We start from the raw sequence: 17,087 nt of genomic DNA on the forward strand, positions 1-17,087 counted from the left end.
GGCCGTCGGTGGGTCCAGGTCTTAGGACCGTCCGTCGGGTGCCGTTCGGCCCTCCCCGCCACGATCTTCGTCGTTTCGACTGGGGACGGACGAGAAGCACGCGACGGACAGGATGGAACATGGACACGTCACCTCCGACCGCACACGCCGGCCTCCGCGCCTGGGTGACCGCGACGGCCACCCTCACCACTCCCGACACGGTGGTCTGGTGCGACGGCTCGGACGCGGAGTGGCAACGGATCACCGGGCAACTCGTCGAGTCGGGCACCTTCGTCCGGCTCAACCCGCGACTGCGGCCCAACAGCTTCCTCGCCCGGTCGGACCCGTCCGACGTCGCCCGGGTCGAGGACCGCACATTCATCTGCACCGCGGATCCCGCCGACGCGGGACCCACCAACAAGTGGGCCGACCCGGTCGACCAGCGCCGCACCCTGGAGCTGCTGTTCGCAGGCGCCATGCGTGGCCGCACGATGTACGTGGTGCCGTTCTCCATGGGCCCGCTCGGATCGGAGATCTCCCAGCTCGGCGTGCAGATCACCGACTCGCCGTACGTGGTCGCGTCGATGCGCATCATGACCCGGATGGGCACGGAGGCCCTCGATCTCATCGGTACCGACGGCGAGTTCGTCAAGGCGCTGCACAGCGTCGGCGCGCCGCTGTACCCGGGCGCGACGGACGTGCCGTGGCCGTGCAGCACGACGAAGTACATCAGCCACTTCCCGGCCGAACGCGAGATCATCTCCTACGGCTCCGGCTACGGCGGCAACGCGTTGCTGGGCAAGAAGTGCTACGCGCTGCGCATCGCCAGCGTCATGGCCCGCGACGAGGGATGGCTGGCCGAGCACATGCTCATCTCGCGGGTGACCAACCCGGCCGGGGAGGTCCGGCACATTGCCGCGGCGTTCCCGTCGGCATGCGGCAAGACCAACCTCGCCATGCTCAGCCCCACGCTGCCCGGATGGTCGGTGGAGACGATCGGCGACGACATCGCGTGGATGCGCTTCAACGCCGACGGCGAACTGCGCGCGATCAACCCGGAGAACGGCTTCTTCGGCGTCGCACCGGGCACCGGTCCGCGGACCAACCCGAACGCGGTCGCCGCGCTGCACGGCAACTGCATCTTCACCAACGTGGCCCTCACCGACGACGGCGACGTGTGGTGGGAAGGGCTCACCGACGAGCCGCCCGCGCACCTCGTCGACTGGCGCGGCCGGGACTGGACGCCGGACTGCGGCCGCCCGTCGTCGCACCCCAACGCCCGGTTCACCGCACCGGCCGTCCAGTGCCCGTCGCTGGCCGACACGTGGGAGGACCCGGCCGGCGTGCGCATCGACGCCATCCTGTTCGGCGGCCGGCGCGCCGGCGTGGTGCCGCTCGTGGTGGAGGCACGCGACTGGGCGCACGGCGTCTTTCTCGGCTCGACGGTCTCGTCGGAGACCACCGCCGCTGCGGTCGGCGCGGTCGGAACCCTGCGCCGCGACCCGTTCGCGATGCTGCCGTTCTGCGGCTACAACATGGCCGACTACTGGTCGCACTGGCTCGACCTCGCCGGCCGGTCCGGCAGCCGGCTACCGCAGATCTTCCACGTGAACTGGTTCCGCAAGGGGCCCGACGGCCGGTGGCTGTGGCCCGGGTTCGGCGACAACAGCCGCGTCCTCGCCTGGATCTTCGACCGGTGCGGCGGCGCTCCGGCGGTCGAGACCCCGATCGGCAACCTGCCCGGTCCCGGCGCCATCGACACCACCGGGCTGGACGTAACCGACGCCGACCTGGCCGAACTGTTCCGCGTCGACGTCGACGAATGGCTGCGCGAGGCCGACCTGATCGGTGCCTGGTTCGCGGGCTTCGACCGGCTGCCGGCCGCGCTGGACGACGAGCTCACCGGACTGCGTGCGCGCCTGTCCGCGGCCCGGTCGTGATCGTCGACTTCCTCGCCGGGAACCCGCTGCTCACGTTGTTCGTGGTCGTGGGCGGCGGTTTCCTCGCGGGCCGGGTGCGCCTCGGCGGGTTCGGCCTCGGCGTGGCCGGGGTCCTGTTCACCGGCATCGCCCTGGGTGCCCTCGACGCGCGCCTGGCGTTGCCGGACATCGTGTACCTGCTGGGGCTCGGCCTGTTCGTCTACACCATGGGTCTGTCGGCCGGGCCGGGGTTCGTCCGGTCGCTGCGGCGGACCGGGCTGCGCTGGAACGCGTTCGCGACAGCGGCAATCGCGGCCGTCGCGGCCGTGGTGGCGGCCCTCTCGTGGTTGCTGGACCTGGGACCGGCGAAGGGCGCCGGCTTCTTCACCGGTGTACTGACCAACACCCCGGCGCTGGCCGGTGTCGTGGAACGCCTGAGCGGCGGCCCGGACGCGAACCTCCCGGTGGTGGCGTACTCGATGGCCTACCCGGTCAGCGTCCTGGCCTGCCTGGTCAGCATCGGTGTGCTGCAACGGGTCTGGCGGGTCGACCACGCCGCGGAGGCCCGCGCCGCGGGCCTGGCCGACCACCCGATCCACACCGCGACCGCGCGGGTACGCCGGCCGGTGAGCGTCACGGAGGTTGTCCGCGCCACCGGCGGCCGTGCGGTCGTCGGCCGGGTCGCACACGCCGGTGCCCTGACCGTGGCCGAGCCGGGCCTGCTGCTGCAGCCTGGCGACCGCGTCACGATCGTCGGCGAACGCGACGCCATCGCCGACGCCACGTCGATGGTCGGCGAGACCGCAGCGGACCGGCTGGACACCGACCGCAGCCGGCTGGACGTCCGGCGGGTCTTCGTCTCCGATCCTGACCTCGTCGGTCGGAGGCTCGAGGATCTCGGCCTGGCCCGGCGCTTCGGCGCGACGGTCACCCGGGTCCGGCGCGGTGACGCCGACTCCGTCGCCGACCTCGACACCGTGCTGGAGCTCGGCGACCGGGTGCGGGTGCTCGCCCCGCCGGCGCGGATGCGGGAGGTCAGCCGGTTCTTCGGCGACTCCTACAAGGATCTCGGTGAGGTCGACATCGCGTCGCTGTCGCTCGGGCTGGCCCTGGGGCTGCTGCTCGGCGCGGTGAGCCTGCCGCTGCCCGGTGGCGGCGGGCTGAGCCTCGGCTTCGCGGGCGGCCCGCTGGTGGCCGGGCTGGTGCTGGGTGCCCGCCGCCGCACCGGTCCACTGGTGTGGCAACTGCCCAGCAACGTCAACTGGTCACTGCGTCAGATGGGTCTGGTGCTGTTCCTCGCCGGGATCGGCACCCGCGCCGGTCCGTCGTTCGTGCGGACGGCCGCGACCGCCGACGGGGTGATGCTGGTCGTGGCGGCGTTCGCGGTGTGCGTGTTGGCGTCGGCCGGCCTGCTGTGGCTGGGTCACCGGGTGCTGCGCTGGCCGATGGGGGTGGCCACCGGTGTCCTGGCGGCGGTCCACACCCAGCCGGCGACGCTCGGCTACGCCGTCGAGCAGTCCGACAACGAGCTGCCCGAGCGCGCGTACGCGGCGGTGTACCCGACCGCGATGATCCTCAAGATCCTGCTGGCGCAACTGCTGCTCACCATCCTGTGACGACCGACCGTTCCCCATCGACGCGGAGGTGACCATGAGCGGGCCGGTGTTCCGACCAGACCGGAACGGACCCCGGATCATCCAGGGCGGCATGGGGGTGGCCGTCTCCGGGTGGGAGCTGGCCCGGGCGGTGGCCCGTACGGGCCAGCTGGGGGTGGTCTCCGGTACCGCGCTCGAGGTCGTCTGCGCCCGCCGGTTGCAGTGCGGCGACCCCGACGGCGCGGTCCGGCGGGCGCTCGCCCACCTGCCGCTGCCCGGGATCGCCGACCGGATCGTGCGCACCTACCACGTGCCCGGCGGCAAGGCGCCCGACGCGCCGTTCCGGCCGGTGCTGCGCTACAGCCTGCGTCCGTCGCGGGCGCTCGCCGAACTGACCGTCGCGGCCAACTTCGCCGAGGTGTTCCTGGCCCGCGACGGCCACGACGGCCCGGTCGGCATCAACTACCTCCGCAAGATCGAGCTGTCGATACCGTTCGCCTGCTACGGCGCCATGCTCGCCGGCGTCGACATGGTGCTGATGGGCGCGGGCAACCCGGCCGACCTGCCGGCGCTCCTCGACGGGTTGAGCCGGCACGAGCCGGTCGCGCTGCCCGTGCGGGTGCAGGGTGCCACGTCGGCCGACGGCGAGTTCGCCGTGCGGTTCGACCCGCGCGAGCTCGCCGCGGCGCAACCACCACCGCGCCGTCCCGGGTTCGCCGCCATCGTCGCGTCGGCGGACCTGGCCGAGGCGTTGGCCGCCGATCCCGTCACCCGACCCGACGGGTTCGTCGTCGAAGGGCACACCGCGGGCGGTCACAACGCTCCCCCGCGCGGACCGCGGCGGCTCGACGGCCTGGGCCAACCCGTCTACGACGACCGCGACGAGGTCGACGTGGCCCGGATGACCGGCCTCGGCCTGCCGTTCTGGATGGCCGGCTCCTACGGAACCCCCGAGGCCCTGAGCCGCGTCGTCGCGGCCGGTGCCACCGGTGTGCAGGTCGGTACGGCGTTCGCGCTGTGCCGCGAGTCCGGGATGAACCCCCGCTACCGGCGCGAGATCCTGCGCCGGGTCGTCCGCGACGACGTCACGGTGCGCACCGACCCCCGCGCCTCGCCGACCGGTTTCCCCTTCAAGGTCGTCGACCTGCCCGGCACCCTCGCCGATGAGGAGGTTTACGCCCGCCGGGACCGCCTGTGCGACCTGGGGGTGCTGCGTTCGGCGTACCGTCGGCCCGACGGACGCATCGGCTACCGCTGCCCGGCCGAACCGGTGGGGATGTACGAGGGCCACGGCGGCCGTCCGGCCAACACCGACGGACGCCGGTGCCTGTGCAACGGTCTGATGGCCGCCGCCGGGCTGGCCCAGCGACGGGCCGACGGCGAACCCGAACCGGCGGTGGTGACCGCCGGTACCGACTTCACCGGCGTCCGTCGGCTACTGGCGACGATGCCGCCCGGCGCGGAGACCTACACGGCCGCCGACGTGGTCCGCTTCCTCCTCGACACCACGGCCGACGCGTAGTGTCGGTTCCCGCCACGACCGCCCGCCGGACCCGGCGGCAGTACCTGCCTCCGCAGCACGGGGCGTGGGCGATGCTCCTGCTGCCCTACCTCGCCGGCGTCCTCACCGCGGGCTTCCGCCCACTCGAGCTGCCGCTGCTGGGCGCCTGGATCTGCGGATACCTGTTGTCCTACTACGCGTTCCAGGCGGTCAAGACCGGCCGCGCCGGTTCGGCCGCCAGCTCGCGCTGTACGCGTCCGCCACCGCGGTGTTCGCGGTGCCGGTCGTCGTGCTGTGCCCGCGGACGCTGTGGTTCGCGCCAGCGTACGCGGCCCTGCTCGCGGTCAACGCCGGGTACGCGTGGCGACGCCGGGAACGGGCGCTGCTCAACGACGTCGCGTCGGTGGCGCAGAGCTGCCTGATGGTGTTCGTCGTCGCGGTCGTGGCGGGCGTGTCACCGGTGACGGTCATCGGCCCGTTCGTGGTCGTCCTGCTCTACCTGACGGGCACAGTGCTCCACGTCAAGACGATGATCCGGGAGCGGGACAGCCGCGGGTACCGACGGGCGTCGATCGGGTACCACGTGGGTGCCGCCATGGTGGCGGCGTATCTGGGCACGGTCACGGCGGTGGTGTTCGCGCTGCTGCTGGTCCGCTCGTGGCTGCTGCCAGGACGGCGGCTCGCCCCGAAACACGTGGGCATTGTCGAGATCGCGGCCGCCGTCCTGGTGCTGACTGCGGCTGCGGCCTAGAGGTGGAACGGGGATGGAACGCCGGCCCGGTGTGACGAACACGCATGCATCGGTGTGGCGACGGCTCGCGGCGGTGGTGGTGCTGGTGGGCGGGGCGCTCCTCGTACCCGGCACCGCCGCCGCGAGTGGTTCCACGATCAGCGGCCCGGGTTTCCTCTACACGGCGACCCTCGGTGTCGACCCGGTCAGCGGGGCCAAGCGGTCGGTCCTGCCCGACTGGGCCGTCGACGACAACTGCACCGTCCACCCGGGTGCCGAGGTGGTGTTCACGCCGCCCGGCCCGGCCAACGACGGGTGGGGTGCGTTCCACAGCACCACGTTCACGAACCGGCGCGGGGCGAACCAGATCGTGCTCGGCACCTTCACGCTGCTGGACTCCCGCAACGAGGTGCTGACCTCGGTGGGCATGGACGGCGTGTTCATGCCCCTGCGCTACACCGCCTACGAGTCGCACTACTACCAGCCGATGTTCATCACGGCGTCGGACTTCGCGTTCGCGACGAAGGTCCGGTGGAACCTGGGGTGCGCGACGCGGTAGACCTACGATCGGGCCGTGGCGACCACCCGCGACGGCGAGCTGCTCCAGGACGTGATCGGGTCGCTGGCCACGATGCCCCGGCTGCCCACCTCACCGGGCGAGCGCGAAGCGGCCCGGATCATCCGTGCCGACCTGGCCCGGTACGGCTGCCGGGCCACGATCGAGGAGGTGCCGGCGTACAGCTCGTACGCGTGGCCGATCGGGCTGCTCTGCGCGGCGTCGGTCGCCTCCGGATGGGCGGGCGGTCGCGGGCGCCGGATCCTCGGAACCATCGGGGGCGCCGCGGCCGCCGCCGCCATCGTCGACGACATCACCGGTGGCCGGATGGCGTTCCGGCGCTGGTTCCTGCGGCCCCGCACCGCGTGGAACGTCGTCGCGGAGACCGGTGACCGCGCGGCGACGCGGACGCTGGTCGTGCTGGCCCACCACGACGCCGCCCCCTCCGGTCTCGTCTTCGACCAGCGCGCGCAGGAGTGGCTGGCCGACCGCCGGCCGGAGCTGCTGGACGCCGCGAAGAGCAACCCGCCGCTGTGGTGGCCGGTGATCGCCGGCCCGGCCCTGGTGTCGCTGGGTACCGCGACCCGCCGGGCGGGGCTGCGCCGCACCGGGATGGCGCTGAGCCTCGCGTCGCTGGCGGCCATGGTCGACATCGCGGCGCGTCCCGCGGTGCCCGGCGCCAACGACAACCTCACCGGCGTCGCCGCGCTCGTGGCGCTGGCCCGGGCGTTCGACGTCGACCCGGTGCCCGGTCTGCGGGTGCTGCTCGTGTCGGCCGGTGCCGAGGAGGCCCTGCAGGAGGGCATCCGGGGTTTCGCCCGCCGCCACTTCCCGCGGCTGCGGCGCGACGGCACGTTCTTCGTCAACCTCGACACGGTCGGCTCCGGCCGGCTCGTGCTGCTGGAGGGCGAGGGCCCGGTCCAGATGCACGACTACCCCGAGGAGTTCAAGACCTTCGTATCGGACCGCGCCAGCGCGCTCGGCATCGACCTGCTCCGGGGTCTGCGCTCCCGCAACAGCACCGACGGCGCGGTTCCGCTGCGCCACGGCTACCCGACGGCGACCATCGTGTCCGTCGACCACCGCAGGTTCATCCCGCACTACCACCTGAACACCGACCTGCCCGAGCACGTCGACCTGACCTCGGTCGAGGCGGCGGTGACCCTCGTCGAGGCCGTCGCCCGCCACCTGGCCGTGGACCGCTGAAACCAGCTGTCCTACGACCCACCGTCTTCCGCGATCTTGGACGCTCGTCCATCGATTTCGATGTACAAGCGTCCAAGATCGCCGGGGGTCGTCGAAGGCCACGACCACGGCTGCCTGATCTGCCACGACGGCGAGTGAGTCACGGGCGCAGGGCGAGCTTGCCGACCGTGACACCGGCGGCCAGGTCCGCGAGCACCGCCGGGCCGTCGGCCAGCGGGTGGACGGTGGGGCGGCCCGGCGGGTACACGCCGGCGGCGCGCAGCGCCGCCAACTCGGTCATCAGGTCGGCGAACGTGGCCGGCGCGTGCGCGGCCAGCGCGCCGATGTGCAGGCCGGTCACGTGGACCGGGTGGGTGAAGATCAGCTCGTGGTTGCTCACCGCCGCTTCGCCACCGGGCATGCCGTAGACGACCACCCGCCCGGTCACGCGGCGGGCCGCGGCCAGGCTCGCGTGGAAGGTGGTGCCGCCGACCGCCTCCAGCACCAGGTCGGCGCCGGCGCCGCCGGTGAGTCGGCGCACGTCGGCGGCGAGGTCCGTGGTGCGGTGGTCCAGGACGTGATCAGCGGGGACCGCGTCGCGCTTGGCCGCCGACGCGGTGGCGATCACGGTCGCGCCGTAGTGCCGGGCCATCCGGACGGCCGCCTGGCCGACCCCGCCCGCGGCGGCGTGCACCAGCACGGTCTCCCCCGCCCGCAGCCGGCCGAGCGGCCGCAGCGCGGCCAGGGCGGTCGCCCAGTTGAGCACCAGGCCGAGCGCCTGCTCATCGGTCCAGCCCGGTGGTACCGGTGCCACGCCGGCGGCGGGGAGCACGGCGTACTCGGCGAACGCCGCGTCCCCGGTCCCGACGACATGGACACCGAGCGCGAGATCCGTGACCGCCGCGCCCACCGCGACGATCTCGCCCGCGGCCTCGAAGCCGGCGAGGTAGGGCGGCCGGGGACCGCCGTGGTAGGTGCCGTGCGCGCGCATGACGTCGGCGAAGTTGACGCCCGCGGCGCCCACGCGGATCAGCACCTCGTGCGGCCCCGGTGCCGGGACGGGCACGCCGGTGACGGGACGCATGTCGGCCGGGCCGTTCCAGGTGGGCTGAAGGAGTGCCCGCATGGTCGTGGGAAGGATCATGCGCGGACGGTAGAACCGTCACGCTTACGTGAGGGTCAAGCCCGGGCCCGGGCCGCCGCCAGGTAAGCGTCGAGCGCGTCACGGTTGCCGGTGAGCGCCTCGATGCGCCGGTCGAGCAGGTCACGCTGCCGGGCGACCTCGCCGAGCATGTAGTCGCACGGGGTGTCGGGCAGCACGGCCGTCGGGCCGGCCAGGTACGGCAGGATCTCGCGGATGATCCTGGTCGGCAGGCCGCTGTCGATCATCGCCCGGACCCGCCGCACCGCGTCGACCGCGTCGTCGTCGAAGTCGCGGTAGCCGTTGCCGCGGCGGCCGGACCGGATCAGCCCTTCCTCCTCGTAGTGGCGCAGCGCCCGTACGCTGACCCCGGTCCTGTCCGACAGCTCCCCGATCCGCATCCGCCCACGCTAGCCGGACGTCGGAGTGCGGTGCGGGTCCCAGAACCGGGTCTCGTTCTCCTGCCACCAGGCCAGGAGCCCGCTGACCCCGTCGCGGCGCTTGATGGCAACCTCGTAGGTGAACACCGGCATCGCCTGGTAGAACTCGACGTGCCAGCCCGGACCCACCAGGGTGTCGATCGTCCCCTCCTGCTGGAGGCAGAGCATCGCGGTCATCCGGGTGCCGCGCCACAACGGCTTCGCGAACGCGAACGTCGAGCCGTGGCCGACGCCGAGGCCGTTGCGGACCACCACCGTGGACAGGTCGGCCAGGCCGTCCGCGATGCCGGGACAGTCGCTGGCCACCCCGCAGACGAACTCCGATGCGTGTCCGTCTCCAGACACGAACGTCGAGGCGCCCACGGTCGCGTAGATCTTGACGCCCAGATCCGCGGTCAGGTCCTCCGGCCAGGCCACGACCTCACCGGGGAACCCGCTCTGATTCCCCGACCGCACGGGATGGAACGACTCCTCCGGCTCCCCCCACCGCGCGATGTAGTGGTCCCGGACCGGCTGCCACGTCGGTCCTTCGTCGACGGTCCGCCACCGACGGGGTACGACGAGGTCCCGTAACCATCGGTGCATCGTCCACCCTCCCGCCGAACCGGGTCGATACCGATGTTCGTCCATGTCTCTTTGTGGCCGGGTCGGTTCGAACGATCGCGCGCGCGTTCACGCCGGATTACCAAGAGGGTTGCCGGATCCGCCACGTCCGGCACCCCGAATCCCGGAGAAGGGACGAGACATTGACGATCCGACAGAGCATACGTCGCGTGCTCCTCAGCGCGGTGACCGCGGTGACGGTGGTGCCACTCGCCGTCGCCGCGGGCGCGGCACCGGCCGGCGCCGCCACCAACCAGTTCCGGGGCATGAACTGGGCCGTGCTCGGTGACAACTTCAGCACCGGGCCGCTCGTCCTGCACGGCCTGAGCCAGTCCGACAGCAACGCGACCGTGCGGGCCAAGGCCAACGCCCTCTACGACGACATGGCGGCCATCGGGGTCAACACCGTGCGGCTGCCGATCAACACGCACACCGTCGGCACGGCGTGGTGGGAGAACTACCGGGGCGCGATCGACGCCGCCACCGCCCGCGGGTTCAGGGTGATCCTCGCCTACTGGGAGGACGGCGCCGCCTCCGGCGGCCGGATCACCAACCTCGCCGCGTGGAACACGATGTGGTCGCGGGTCACCTACCTCTACGGCGCCAACACCAACGTCTACTTCGAACCGATGAACGAGCCGCACGGCTACAGTTCGGCGGAGTGGCGCACCGTCGCCGCGAACTGGATGAGCTACCACTACTCGGCCGTGCCCGCGCGCACGCTCATCGGTGGCACCGGCTACAGCCAGGACCTGCGCGACATCTGCACCGACAGCCGGTTCAACGGGACGCTGCTGTCGTTCCACCACTACGCGTTCTTCTATAGCGCGATGACCTACGACCAGTTCCGCGGCCACATCCAGACCCGCCTCGGCTCCTGCGCCTCGCGCGCGGTCGTCACCGAGTTCGGCGCGCCGATGTCGACCGGCCTCAACTACGCCGACGCCGGCAGCACCGACAACTTCGTGCGTCACATCCGCGCGGTCACACAGGTCATGCGCGACAACCGGATGGGTGGCACGTACTGGCCGGCGCTCGGCGGCAAGCCCACCGGGTCCTCGGGCTTCGACTACTACTCGATGTTCAGCCTCACCGGCAGCGGCACCAACCTGAACCTGGCCGTGCGCAACGCGTCCGGCCGCGACCGGATCCGGTACGGCTGGGGCCTGTGAACGGCAGCCCCCGGCGCCCCCGCCGGGGCGCCGGGGGCCGGAATCGAAAAGTTTCCGAAAGTCATTGATGAACGCCAATACGAATGGGACGCTGGACGGCGACCCGCCCCCGTCCACCGGGAGTACCCCATGCTCCGGATACGCACCACCCTGGCCGCACTGAGCGCTGCCGCGCTCGTCGGTGCGCTCGCGATCCTGGTCCTGTCGCCCTCCGCCGCGCAGGCCGCGGGCGGCTTCGACTTCACCCGGCCGCAGACCGTCGCCACCGGGCTCGCCACGCCCTGGGGGATGGCGTTCCTGCCCGACGGCAGCGCCGTGGTGGCCGAGCGCGACAGCGCGCGGCTGCTGCAGGTCCGCACCGGGTCGGCGCCGGTGGTGCTGGGCACCGTGCCCGGCGTGGTGCCGGGCGGGGAGGGCGGACTGCTCGGCCTCGCGGTGTCGCCGACGTTCGCCGCCGACAACCTCGTGTACGCCTACTTCACCGCCGCCAGCGACAACCGCATCGTCCGGTTCCCGCTGACCGCGGTGCAGAACCAGACCGTGGTCGTCAGCGGGCTGGCGAAGGCGTCGATCCACAACGGTGGACGGATCGCGTTCGGTCCCGACGGCATGCTCTACGCCGGTGTCGGCGACGCCGGCCAGACCTCCAACGCGCAGAACCCGCAGAGCCGCAACGGCAAGATCCTGCGGATGCGACCCGACGGCAGCGTGCCGCCGGACAACCCGACCGCCGGCTCGCTCGTCTACAGCCTCGGCCACCGCAACGTGCAGGGACTGGCGTGGGACGGCCAGGGCCGCCTCTACGCCACCGAGTTCGGCCAGAACACGTGGGACGAGGTCAACCAGATCGTGGCCGGCGGCAACTACGGCTGGCCGACCGTCGAGGGCATCGGGAACAACCCGAACTTCCGCAACCCGATCGTCCAGTGGAGCACGTCGCAGGCCTCCCCCAGCGGCGCGGCGTTCGCCAACAACACCCTGTTCGCGGCCGCGTTGCGCGGCACGCGGCTGTGGACCGTCCCGCTGACCGCGAGCGGCGGTGCCGGTACGCCCGTCGCCGAACTGCAGGGCCAGCACGGGCGGCTGCGGACGGTCGTGGCCGGACCGGACGGATGGCTGTGGGTCACCACGAGCAACCGCGACGGCCGGGGCACGCCCGCCCAGTCCGACGACCGCATCCTGCGGTTCCCGCCGCTCGGCGGGAACCCGTCGTCGTCGGCCTCCTCGCCGTCGAGCCCTTCGTCGTCGTCGCCCTCGTCGCCCTCGTCGTCGGGCTCGAGTTCCGCGCCGGCCGGCGGCTGCACCGTGCGCTGGGAGGTCAACGACTGGGGCACCGGCTTCGTCGTCACCGCGACCGTGACCAACCGCGGACCCGCGATGTCCGGCTGGACGCTCACCTGGACGTTCGGCGGCAACCAGCGCGTCACCGGCGCCTGGCAGGTCCGGATCACGCAGACCGGCAGCACGGTGACCGCCACCAACGAGACCTACAACGGGACCCTGCCCACCAACGGCACGGTGTCGTTCGGCTTCCAGGGCACCTACTCGGGGAGCAACCCGCGTCCCGGTGACATCCGGCTCGGCCCGACCCCGTGCACCGTCATCTGAGGTCCGGCTCGGCCGCGGTGCGGGCGGTCCGTCCGCCCGGCGGGCGCAGGACCAGCACCGCGGGGAGACCCGGCGGCGGGTCCGCGTCGAGCGGGTCGTGACCACGATCCGACACCCCGTCCCGGCGGGGCAGGACGAGGGCGTCGGGTAGGTGTCTGCTGCAGTCCATGGCATCGGCTCCGGAGCTTCCACGGTGACGTGGCCGGCCGGCCGCACGGTGGTGCCGGGGTGAACGGCAGCTGACGAACGCGTGACCCGCGCCCATCGACGAAAGTCGACGGCATCACTGTGGGTCGCCGTGTAACTTGCTCCGCGTGGTGGGCGAACAGGGCCGGTCGGTCGCGTGGTCACTGCTGCGCGGCCCGGTCCGGCTGGAGGTCGACGGCCGCGACGTCGACCTCGGCCCGCCGCGTCAGCGGCTCGTGCTCGCCGTCCTGCTGCTGAGCCCCGACCGCAGCGTGCCGGTGGAGAGCATCGTCGAACGGATCTGGGACGGGCGTCCGCCACGCGCGAGCAACCCGGTGGCCCCGTACGTGGCCCGGCTGCGCCGGGTCGTCGGCGGGTCCGGAACGCTGTCGTACCGGTCCGGCGGGTACCGCCTCGACTGCGACCCCGACCAGGTCGACCTGCACCGGGCGCGGCGGCTCGCGACCGGGGGCCGGGCCGCCGCCCGGACCGGCGACGACGAGCGGGCCGTCGACCTCCTGCGCCGCGCCCTCACCGGCTGGCACGCCGAGGCGCTCGCGGACCTGCCCGGGCACTGGGCGGCCGGGATGCGGGACACGTTGCGGCGCGAGCGCGCCGACCTGCTGGCCGACTGGGCGGAGGCCGGTCTGCGCCTGTCCGGTCCCGGCTGCGCCCGGCCGTCGGCGCCGGCGGAGGTGATCCGGACCCTGCGCCCGGCGGTGGCCGACGACCCGGTCGCCGAACGGCTGGTCGCGTCGCTGATGGCCGCGTACGCGGCGACGGGACAGGTGACCGCCGCCCTCGACTGCTACGCCGCCCTGCGTGCCGCCGTCGCCGACCGGTTCGGCAGCGAGCCCTCGGCGGCGGTGCGGGACCTGCACGTGCGCCTCCTGCGCGGGTCGGGCGACCACCCGGAACCGCCGGAGCCGCCGCGGGTCGCCGTGACCGGTGCGTCGCGGGTCGTCCCGGCGCAGCTTCCCCTCGACGTCCGCGGGTTCTCCGGCCGGCAGGACGAGCTGGCCCGGCTCGACGCGCTACTCACTGAAGGCCTCACCGCGAGCCCCACGGTCGCCGTCGTCCACGGTGGCCCCGGCGTCGGCAAGACCACGCTCGCCGTCCACTGGGGACACCGGGCGGCCGCCCGGTTCCCGGACGGGCAGCTGTTCGTCAACCTGCGCGGCTTCGACCCGGGCGGGCAGGGCATGCGGCCGGCGCAGGCGGTGCGCGGCTTCCTGGTCGCGCTCGGCGTGGCGGCCGACGCCGTTCCCCCGGACCCCGACGCACAGGTGGCGCTCTACCGCAGCCTCCTGGCCGGCAAGCGGATCCTCATCGTGCTCGACAACGTCCGCGACGCCGACCAGGCCCGCCCGCTTCTCCCCGGGGCGGGTACCACGGTGGCGTTGCTGACCAGCCGCAACCACCTCACCGGGCTGATCGCCGCCGAGGGCGCGCACCCGGTGACGCTCGACGTGCTGCCCGGCGCGCACGCCCGTCAGCTGCTCGGGTTCCGGCTCGGAGCCGACCGCACGGCGGCCGAGCCCGACGCGGTCCAGCAGATCGTCACCGCGTGCGCGGGCCTGCCGCTGGCGCTGGCGATCATCTCCGCACGGGCCCAGCAGAACACCTTCCCGCTGGCCACGATCGCCGCCGAGCTCACCGACGCCGACCGGCGGCTCGACGCCCTCGACGCCGGCGAGGCCAGCACCCGGGCCGGCGCCGTGTTCTCCTGGTCGTACGCGGCGCTCTCCGCGCCGGCGGCCACGCTGTTCCGGCTCTTCGGCCTCCACCCCGGCACCGACATCGGTGTCCCCGCCGCCGCCAGCCTCGCCGGCGAGCCGGTTCCGGTGACGCGGCGGCTGCTGACCGAGCTGACCCGCAGCAGCCTGCTCACCGAGCACCGCCCCGGCCGCTACACCACGCACGACCTGCTCCGCGCCTACGCCGCCCACCAGGCGCGCACCCACGACGACGCGGCCACCCGGCGGGCGTCGCTGGCCCGGCTCCTCGACCACCACGTCCACACCGCCCATGCCGCGAACCGGCAGCTCGACCCCATGCGCGACCCCATGCCGCTGCTACTCGGCGCACCCGCCGCCGGCGTCACCCTCGATCCGCCGACCGACCGCGACCGGGCGACGGCCTGGTACGCCGCGGAGGCCGAGACGCTGGGCGCCATCCTGCGATCGCCGGCGGTCCGGGAGTTCCCCGGCCACGTCTGGCAGTTCGCCTGGGCGCTCGACACGTTCATGTTCCGCTCGGGGCACTGGCACGAGCTGGCCGCGACGTGGCGGGGCGCGCTGGACGCGGCGCGCCGCCTCTGCGACCCGGGCGCGCAGGCGTACGCCCACAACCTGCTCGCGTTCGTCGAGGTGCACCTGGGCCGGCACGACCGGGCCGAGGACCACTTCGACCGCGCCCTGCACCTGTACGGGCAGACCGGAGACCGCGGCGGTGCGGCGCACACGCACCGCAACCTGGGCTTCCTGCGCTGGCGGCAGGGCGACAAGCGGCGCGCGCTGCACCACACGCAGCAGTCGCTGGCCGGTTTCCGGGCCGTGGGCACGGCGAGCCGCACGGCGCACGCGCTCAACGCGGTCGGCTGGTGCCACGCCCAGCTCGGCAACCACGCCGAGGCGCTCGCCCACTGCCGTGAGGCCCTGACCCTGCACCAGGAGGTCCGTGACGTGCACGGAGAGGCCAGCACCTGGGACAGCCTCGGCTACGCCTACCACCGCCTCGCCGACCACGCGCGGGCCCACCACTGCTACACCCGGTCGGTCGAGCTGTACGCCGAGGCCGGCGACCGGTTCAACCAGGCCGACGCCCTCTCCCACCTGGGCGACAGCCACCGCGCCGCCGGCGACCACGGCGCCGCGAGCGCCGCCTGGCGCCGGGCCCACGACATCCTGACCCGCCTGGGCCACCCCGACGCCGAGACCGTGCGCAGGAAACTCGTCGACGCCGTCCAGGTGGGTGACTAACCCGTTGCCCGCCGCCGCCGGGCTGGGGATGATGCGGTCCATGGGCCCTTCGCACACCGGGCGGGTGGGGTCGGCGGCGCTTCGGCGGGCCGGCGTCGACGATGCCCGGATGGTCGCCGACGTTCTGATCGGGTCGCGCCTCGCCGCGGGCGATGCCATCCCTCCCGGGGTGCACTCCGACGCGGAGACGCGGGAGTGGGTCCGCACCGTGGTCATTCCCGAGCGGGAGGTGTGGCTGGCCGAGGACGCCGACGGCGTGCCGCTCGCGGTGATGGTTCTCGACGGCGACCGGGTCGACCAGCTCTACGTCGCTCCGGGGTTCACGGGCATGGGACTGGGTTCGCGGCTGGTCGAGCACGCGAAGGCCCGTCGGCCGGCGGGTCTGCAGCTCTGGACGTTCGTGACGAACACGGCGGCGCAACGGTTCTACCTGCGGCACGGGTTCGTGGTGGCCGAGGCCACCGACGGGTCGGGCAACGAGGAGCAGGCCCCCGACGTCCGCTTCGTGTGGACCGGGCCGGGCTGACCGTGCGCATCGAGGTGGAGCACGAGACCGCGCTGCGGTTCGACGACGGGTCACCGGTGCGGTCGGCGTCGGCGATCGCACCGTTCGGCGACGGCTGGCTCATCGCGCAGGACGACGCCACGCACGCGGCCTGGCACCGGCCGACCGGCACGACGCCGGTCCGGGTGCTCGACGCCGTCGACGGTCTCGAGGTGTTCGGGGTCGCCGCCGGCACCAAGCACCTGAAGCCCGACTTCGAGGCGGCGTGCGAGGCTCCGGCCGGCGTGCTGCTGCTGGGCTCCGGTTCGACCCCGCGGCGGATGCGGGCGTCGACGGTCGCGCTCAATGCCATGGGACCGGCGTTCGCGGTCACCGATCTCACGCCGCTGTACGGCGCCGTGGCCCACGCACTCGGTCTGCCCGCGGAGCACCTGAACCTGGAGGGCGCCTGCGTCGCCGGCGGCCGGGTGCGGTGGTTCCAGCGCGGCAACGCGGCGGCGGGCATCGCGTCGGCGAGCGTCGACGTCGACCTGCTGACGGCCGCGCCGGGACGGGCCACCGTCGACCCGCACAGCGTCCGCCGCTACGACCTCGGCGCCATCGACGGCGCCGACCTGGCGATCACCGACGCCGTCACGCTGCCCGACGGCCGCATCCTGGTCAGCGCCGCGGCCGAGGACACCCCGAACCCCTTCGACGACGGACCGGTGGTCGCGTCCGCCCTCGCCGTCCTCGACGGCGACCGCGTCGACGCCGTCACTCCCCTGCCCGAGCGGGCCGGCCCGACGCTGAAGGTCGAGGGGCTGGCCCTGTGCGGCGCCGGCCCCCGTGTCCTGGCCGTCGTCGACCGGGACGACCCCAGCACCCCGTCGACGATGCTCCGCCTCCGCCTGCACCTGTGAGTTGACGCGAAGGCGCCCGGCGGGCCTGTCGGCCGGCCGGGCGTCTCCGTGCGTCGCCCCTCCCACAGGGCTCCCTGGTCCTCG

14 protein-coding genes and 1 pseudogene are annotated in these 17,087 nt (G+C 73.4%); 11 read left to right on the forward strand and 4 right to left on the reverse strand.

Annotation, left to right across the window (positions count from 1 at the left end; all coding sequences use genetic code 11):
* Positions 1 to 119 precede the first annotated feature (119 nt).
* The 6 genes and pseudogenes from Voc01_RS52190 to Voc01_RS52215 all read left to right on the forward strand — a co-directional run bounded on the left by Voc01_RS52190 (position 120) and on the right by Voc01_RS52215 (position 7,486).
* On the forward strand, positions 120 to 1,919 hold the full coding sequence (locus Voc01_RS52190) for a phosphoenolpyruvate carboxykinase (GTP) (protein WP_203935263.1): 1,800 nt from the start codon (positions 120 to 122) through the stop codon (positions 1,917 to 1,919).
* Positions 1,916 to 3,514, forward strand: a complete 1,599-nt coding sequence (locus tag Voc01_RS52195; RefSeq protein ID WP_203935264.1) for an aspartate:alanine exchanger family transporter — start codon at positions 1,916 to 1,918, stop codon at positions 3,512 to 3,514. Before Voc01_RS52190 ends, Voc01_RS52195 begins: the two co-directional genes overlap by 4 nt.
* A gap of 34 nt (positions 3,515 to 3,548) precedes the next feature.
* On the forward strand, positions 3,549 to 5,015 hold the full coding sequence (locus Voc01_RS52200; protein WP_203935265.1) for a nitronate monooxygenase: 1,467 nt from the start codon (positions 3,549 to 3,551) through the stop codon (positions 5,013 to 5,015).
* Between the two features lie 71 nt (positions 5,016 to 5,086).
* A pseudogene (locus Voc01_RS52205) lies at positions 5,087 to 5,745 on the forward strand (YwiC-like family protein).
* A 13-nt stretch (positions 5,746 to 5,758) separates the two neighbouring features.
* A complete protein-coding gene (locus Voc01_RS52210; protein WP_203935266.1) occupies positions 5,759 to 6,283 on the forward strand; it encodes a hypothetical protein in 525 nt (174 codons plus the stop codon).
* Between the two features lie 15 nt (positions 6,284 to 6,298).
* On the forward strand, positions 6,299 to 7,486 hold the full coding sequence (locus Voc01_RS52215) for a M28 family peptidase (RefSeq protein WP_203935267.1): 1,188 nt from the start codon (positions 6,299 to 6,301) through the stop codon (positions 7,484 to 7,486).
* Between the two features lie 139 nt (positions 7,487 to 7,625).
* Here Voc01_RS52215 and Voc01_RS52220 read toward each other — a convergent pair whose 3' ends face one another.
* From Voc01_RS52220 to Voc01_RS52230, 3 genes are read right to left on the reverse strand one after another with little or no spacing between them, the layout of a single operon-like run.
* On the reverse strand, positions 7,626 to 8,609 hold the full coding sequence (locus Voc01_RS52220) for a zinc-binding dehydrogenase (protein ID WP_203935268.1): 984 nt from the start codon (positions 8,607 to 8,609) through the stop codon (positions 7,626 to 7,628).
* Between the two features lie 35 nt (positions 8,610 to 8,644).
* On the reverse strand, positions 8,645 to 9,007 hold the full coding sequence (locus Voc01_RS52225) for a MerR family transcriptional regulator (RefSeq protein ID WP_203935269.1): 363 nt from the start codon (positions 9,005 to 9,007) through the stop codon (positions 8,645 to 8,647).
* Between the two features lie 9 nt (positions 9,008 to 9,016).
* The gene (locus Voc01_RS52230) at positions 9,017 to 9,631 is read right to left on the reverse strand and encodes a suppressor of fused domain protein (protein ID WP_203935270.1); all 615 of its coding nucleotides are present in this window, start codon (positions 9,629 to 9,631) and stop codon (positions 9,017 to 9,019) included.
* Positions 9,632 to 9,819: 188 nt separating this feature from the next.
* Between Voc01_RS52230 and Voc01_RS52235 the strand changes: the two genes are divergently transcribed.
* Together Voc01_RS52235 and Voc01_RS52240 are read left to right on the forward strand one after the other, a co-directional pair.
* Entirely contained in the window at positions 9,820 to 10,821 is a 1,002-nt protein-coding gene (locus Voc01_RS52235; protein ID WP_239161116.1) for a glycoside hydrolase family 5 protein, read from the forward strand.
* Positions 10,822 to 10,950: 129 nt separating this feature from the next.
* Positions 10,951 to 12,429, forward strand: a complete 1,479-nt coding sequence (locus Voc01_RS52240; protein WP_203935271.1) for a PQQ-dependent sugar dehydrogenase — start codon at positions 10,951 to 10,953, stop codon at positions 12,427 to 12,429.
* Here Voc01_RS52240 and Voc01_RS52245 read toward each other — a convergent pair.
* Positions 12,422 to 12,598, reverse strand: a complete 177-nt coding sequence (locus tag Voc01_RS52245) for a hypothetical protein (RefSeq protein WP_203935272.1) — start codon at positions 12,596 to 12,598, stop codon at positions 12,422 to 12,424. The two genes, Voc01_RS52240 and Voc01_RS52245, sit on opposite strands and share 8 nt — an antisense overlap.
* Before the next feature lie 145 nt (positions 12,599 to 12,743).
* Here Voc01_RS52245 and Voc01_RS52250 point away from each other — a divergent pair, with 145 nt between their 5' ends.
* From Voc01_RS52250 to Voc01_RS52260, 3 genes are read left to right on the forward strand one after another with little or no spacing between them, the layout of a single operon-like run.
* A complete protein-coding gene (locus Voc01_RS52250) occupies positions 12,744 to 15,596 on the forward strand; it encodes an AfsR/SARP family transcriptional regulator (RefSeq protein ID WP_203935273.1) in 2,853 nt (950 codons plus the stop codon).
* Positions 15,597 to 15,636: 40 nt separating this feature from the next.
* Complete coding sequence (locus Voc01_RS52255; RefSeq protein ID WP_203935274.1) at positions 15,637 to 16,122, forward strand: GNAT family N-acetyltransferase; 486 nt, start codon at positions 15,637 to 15,639, stop codon at positions 16,120 to 16,122.
* Positions 16,104 to 17,003, forward strand: a complete 900-nt coding sequence (locus Voc01_RS52260) for a DUF6910 family protein (protein WP_239161117.1) — start codon at positions 16,104 to 16,106, stop codon at positions 17,001 to 17,003. The genes Voc01_RS52255 and Voc01_RS52260 overlap by 19 nt, the downstream gene beginning before the upstream one ends.
* Positions 17,004 to 17,087 lie beyond the last annotated feature (84 nt).

Origin of the sequence: Virgisporangium ochraceum (genome assembly GCF_016863655.1) — a bacterium.
GTDB lineage: Bacteria > Actinomycetota > Actinomycetes > Mycobacteriales > Micromonosporaceae > Virgisporangium > Virgisporangium ochraceum.

Bases quoted from the DNA above. Each gene is read 5' to 3' on its own strand.
- Voc01_RS52190 (WP_203935263.1), top strand. From the start codon at position 120: ATGGACACGTCACCTCCGACCGCACACGCCGGCCTCCGCGCCTGGGTG.
- Voc01_RS52200 (WP_203935265.1), top strand. From the start codon at position 3,549: ATGAGCGGGCCGGTGTTCCGACCAGACCGGAACGGACCCCGGATCATC.
- Voc01_RS52210 (WP_203935266.1), top strand. From the start codon at position 5,759: ATGGAACGCCGGCCCGGTGTGACGAACACGCATGCATCGGTGTGGCGA.
- Voc01_RS52220 (WP_203935268.1), bottom strand. From the start codon at position 8,609: ATGATCCTTCCCACGACCATGCGGGCACTCCTTCAGCCCACCTGGAAC.
- Voc01_RS52225 (WP_203935269.1), bottom strand. From the start codon at position 9,007: ATGCGGATCGGGGAGCTGTCGGACAGGACCGGGGTCAGCGTACGGGCG.
- Voc01_RS52230 (WP_203935270.1), bottom strand. From the start codon at position 9,631: ATGCACCGATGGTTACGGGACCTCGTCGTACCCCGTCGGTGGCGGACC.
- Voc01_RS52240 (WP_203935271.1), top strand. From the start codon at position 10,951: ATGCTCCGGATACGCACCACCCTGGCCGCACTGAGCGCTGCCGCGCTC.
- Voc01_RS52245 (WP_203935272.1), bottom strand. From the start codon at position 12,598: ATGGACTGCAGCAGACACCTACCCGACGCCCTCGTCCTGCCCCGCCGG.
- Voc01_RS52255 (WP_203935274.1), top strand. From the start codon at position 15,637: ATGGGCCCTTCGCACACCGGGCGGGTGGGGTCGGCGGCGCTTCGGCGG.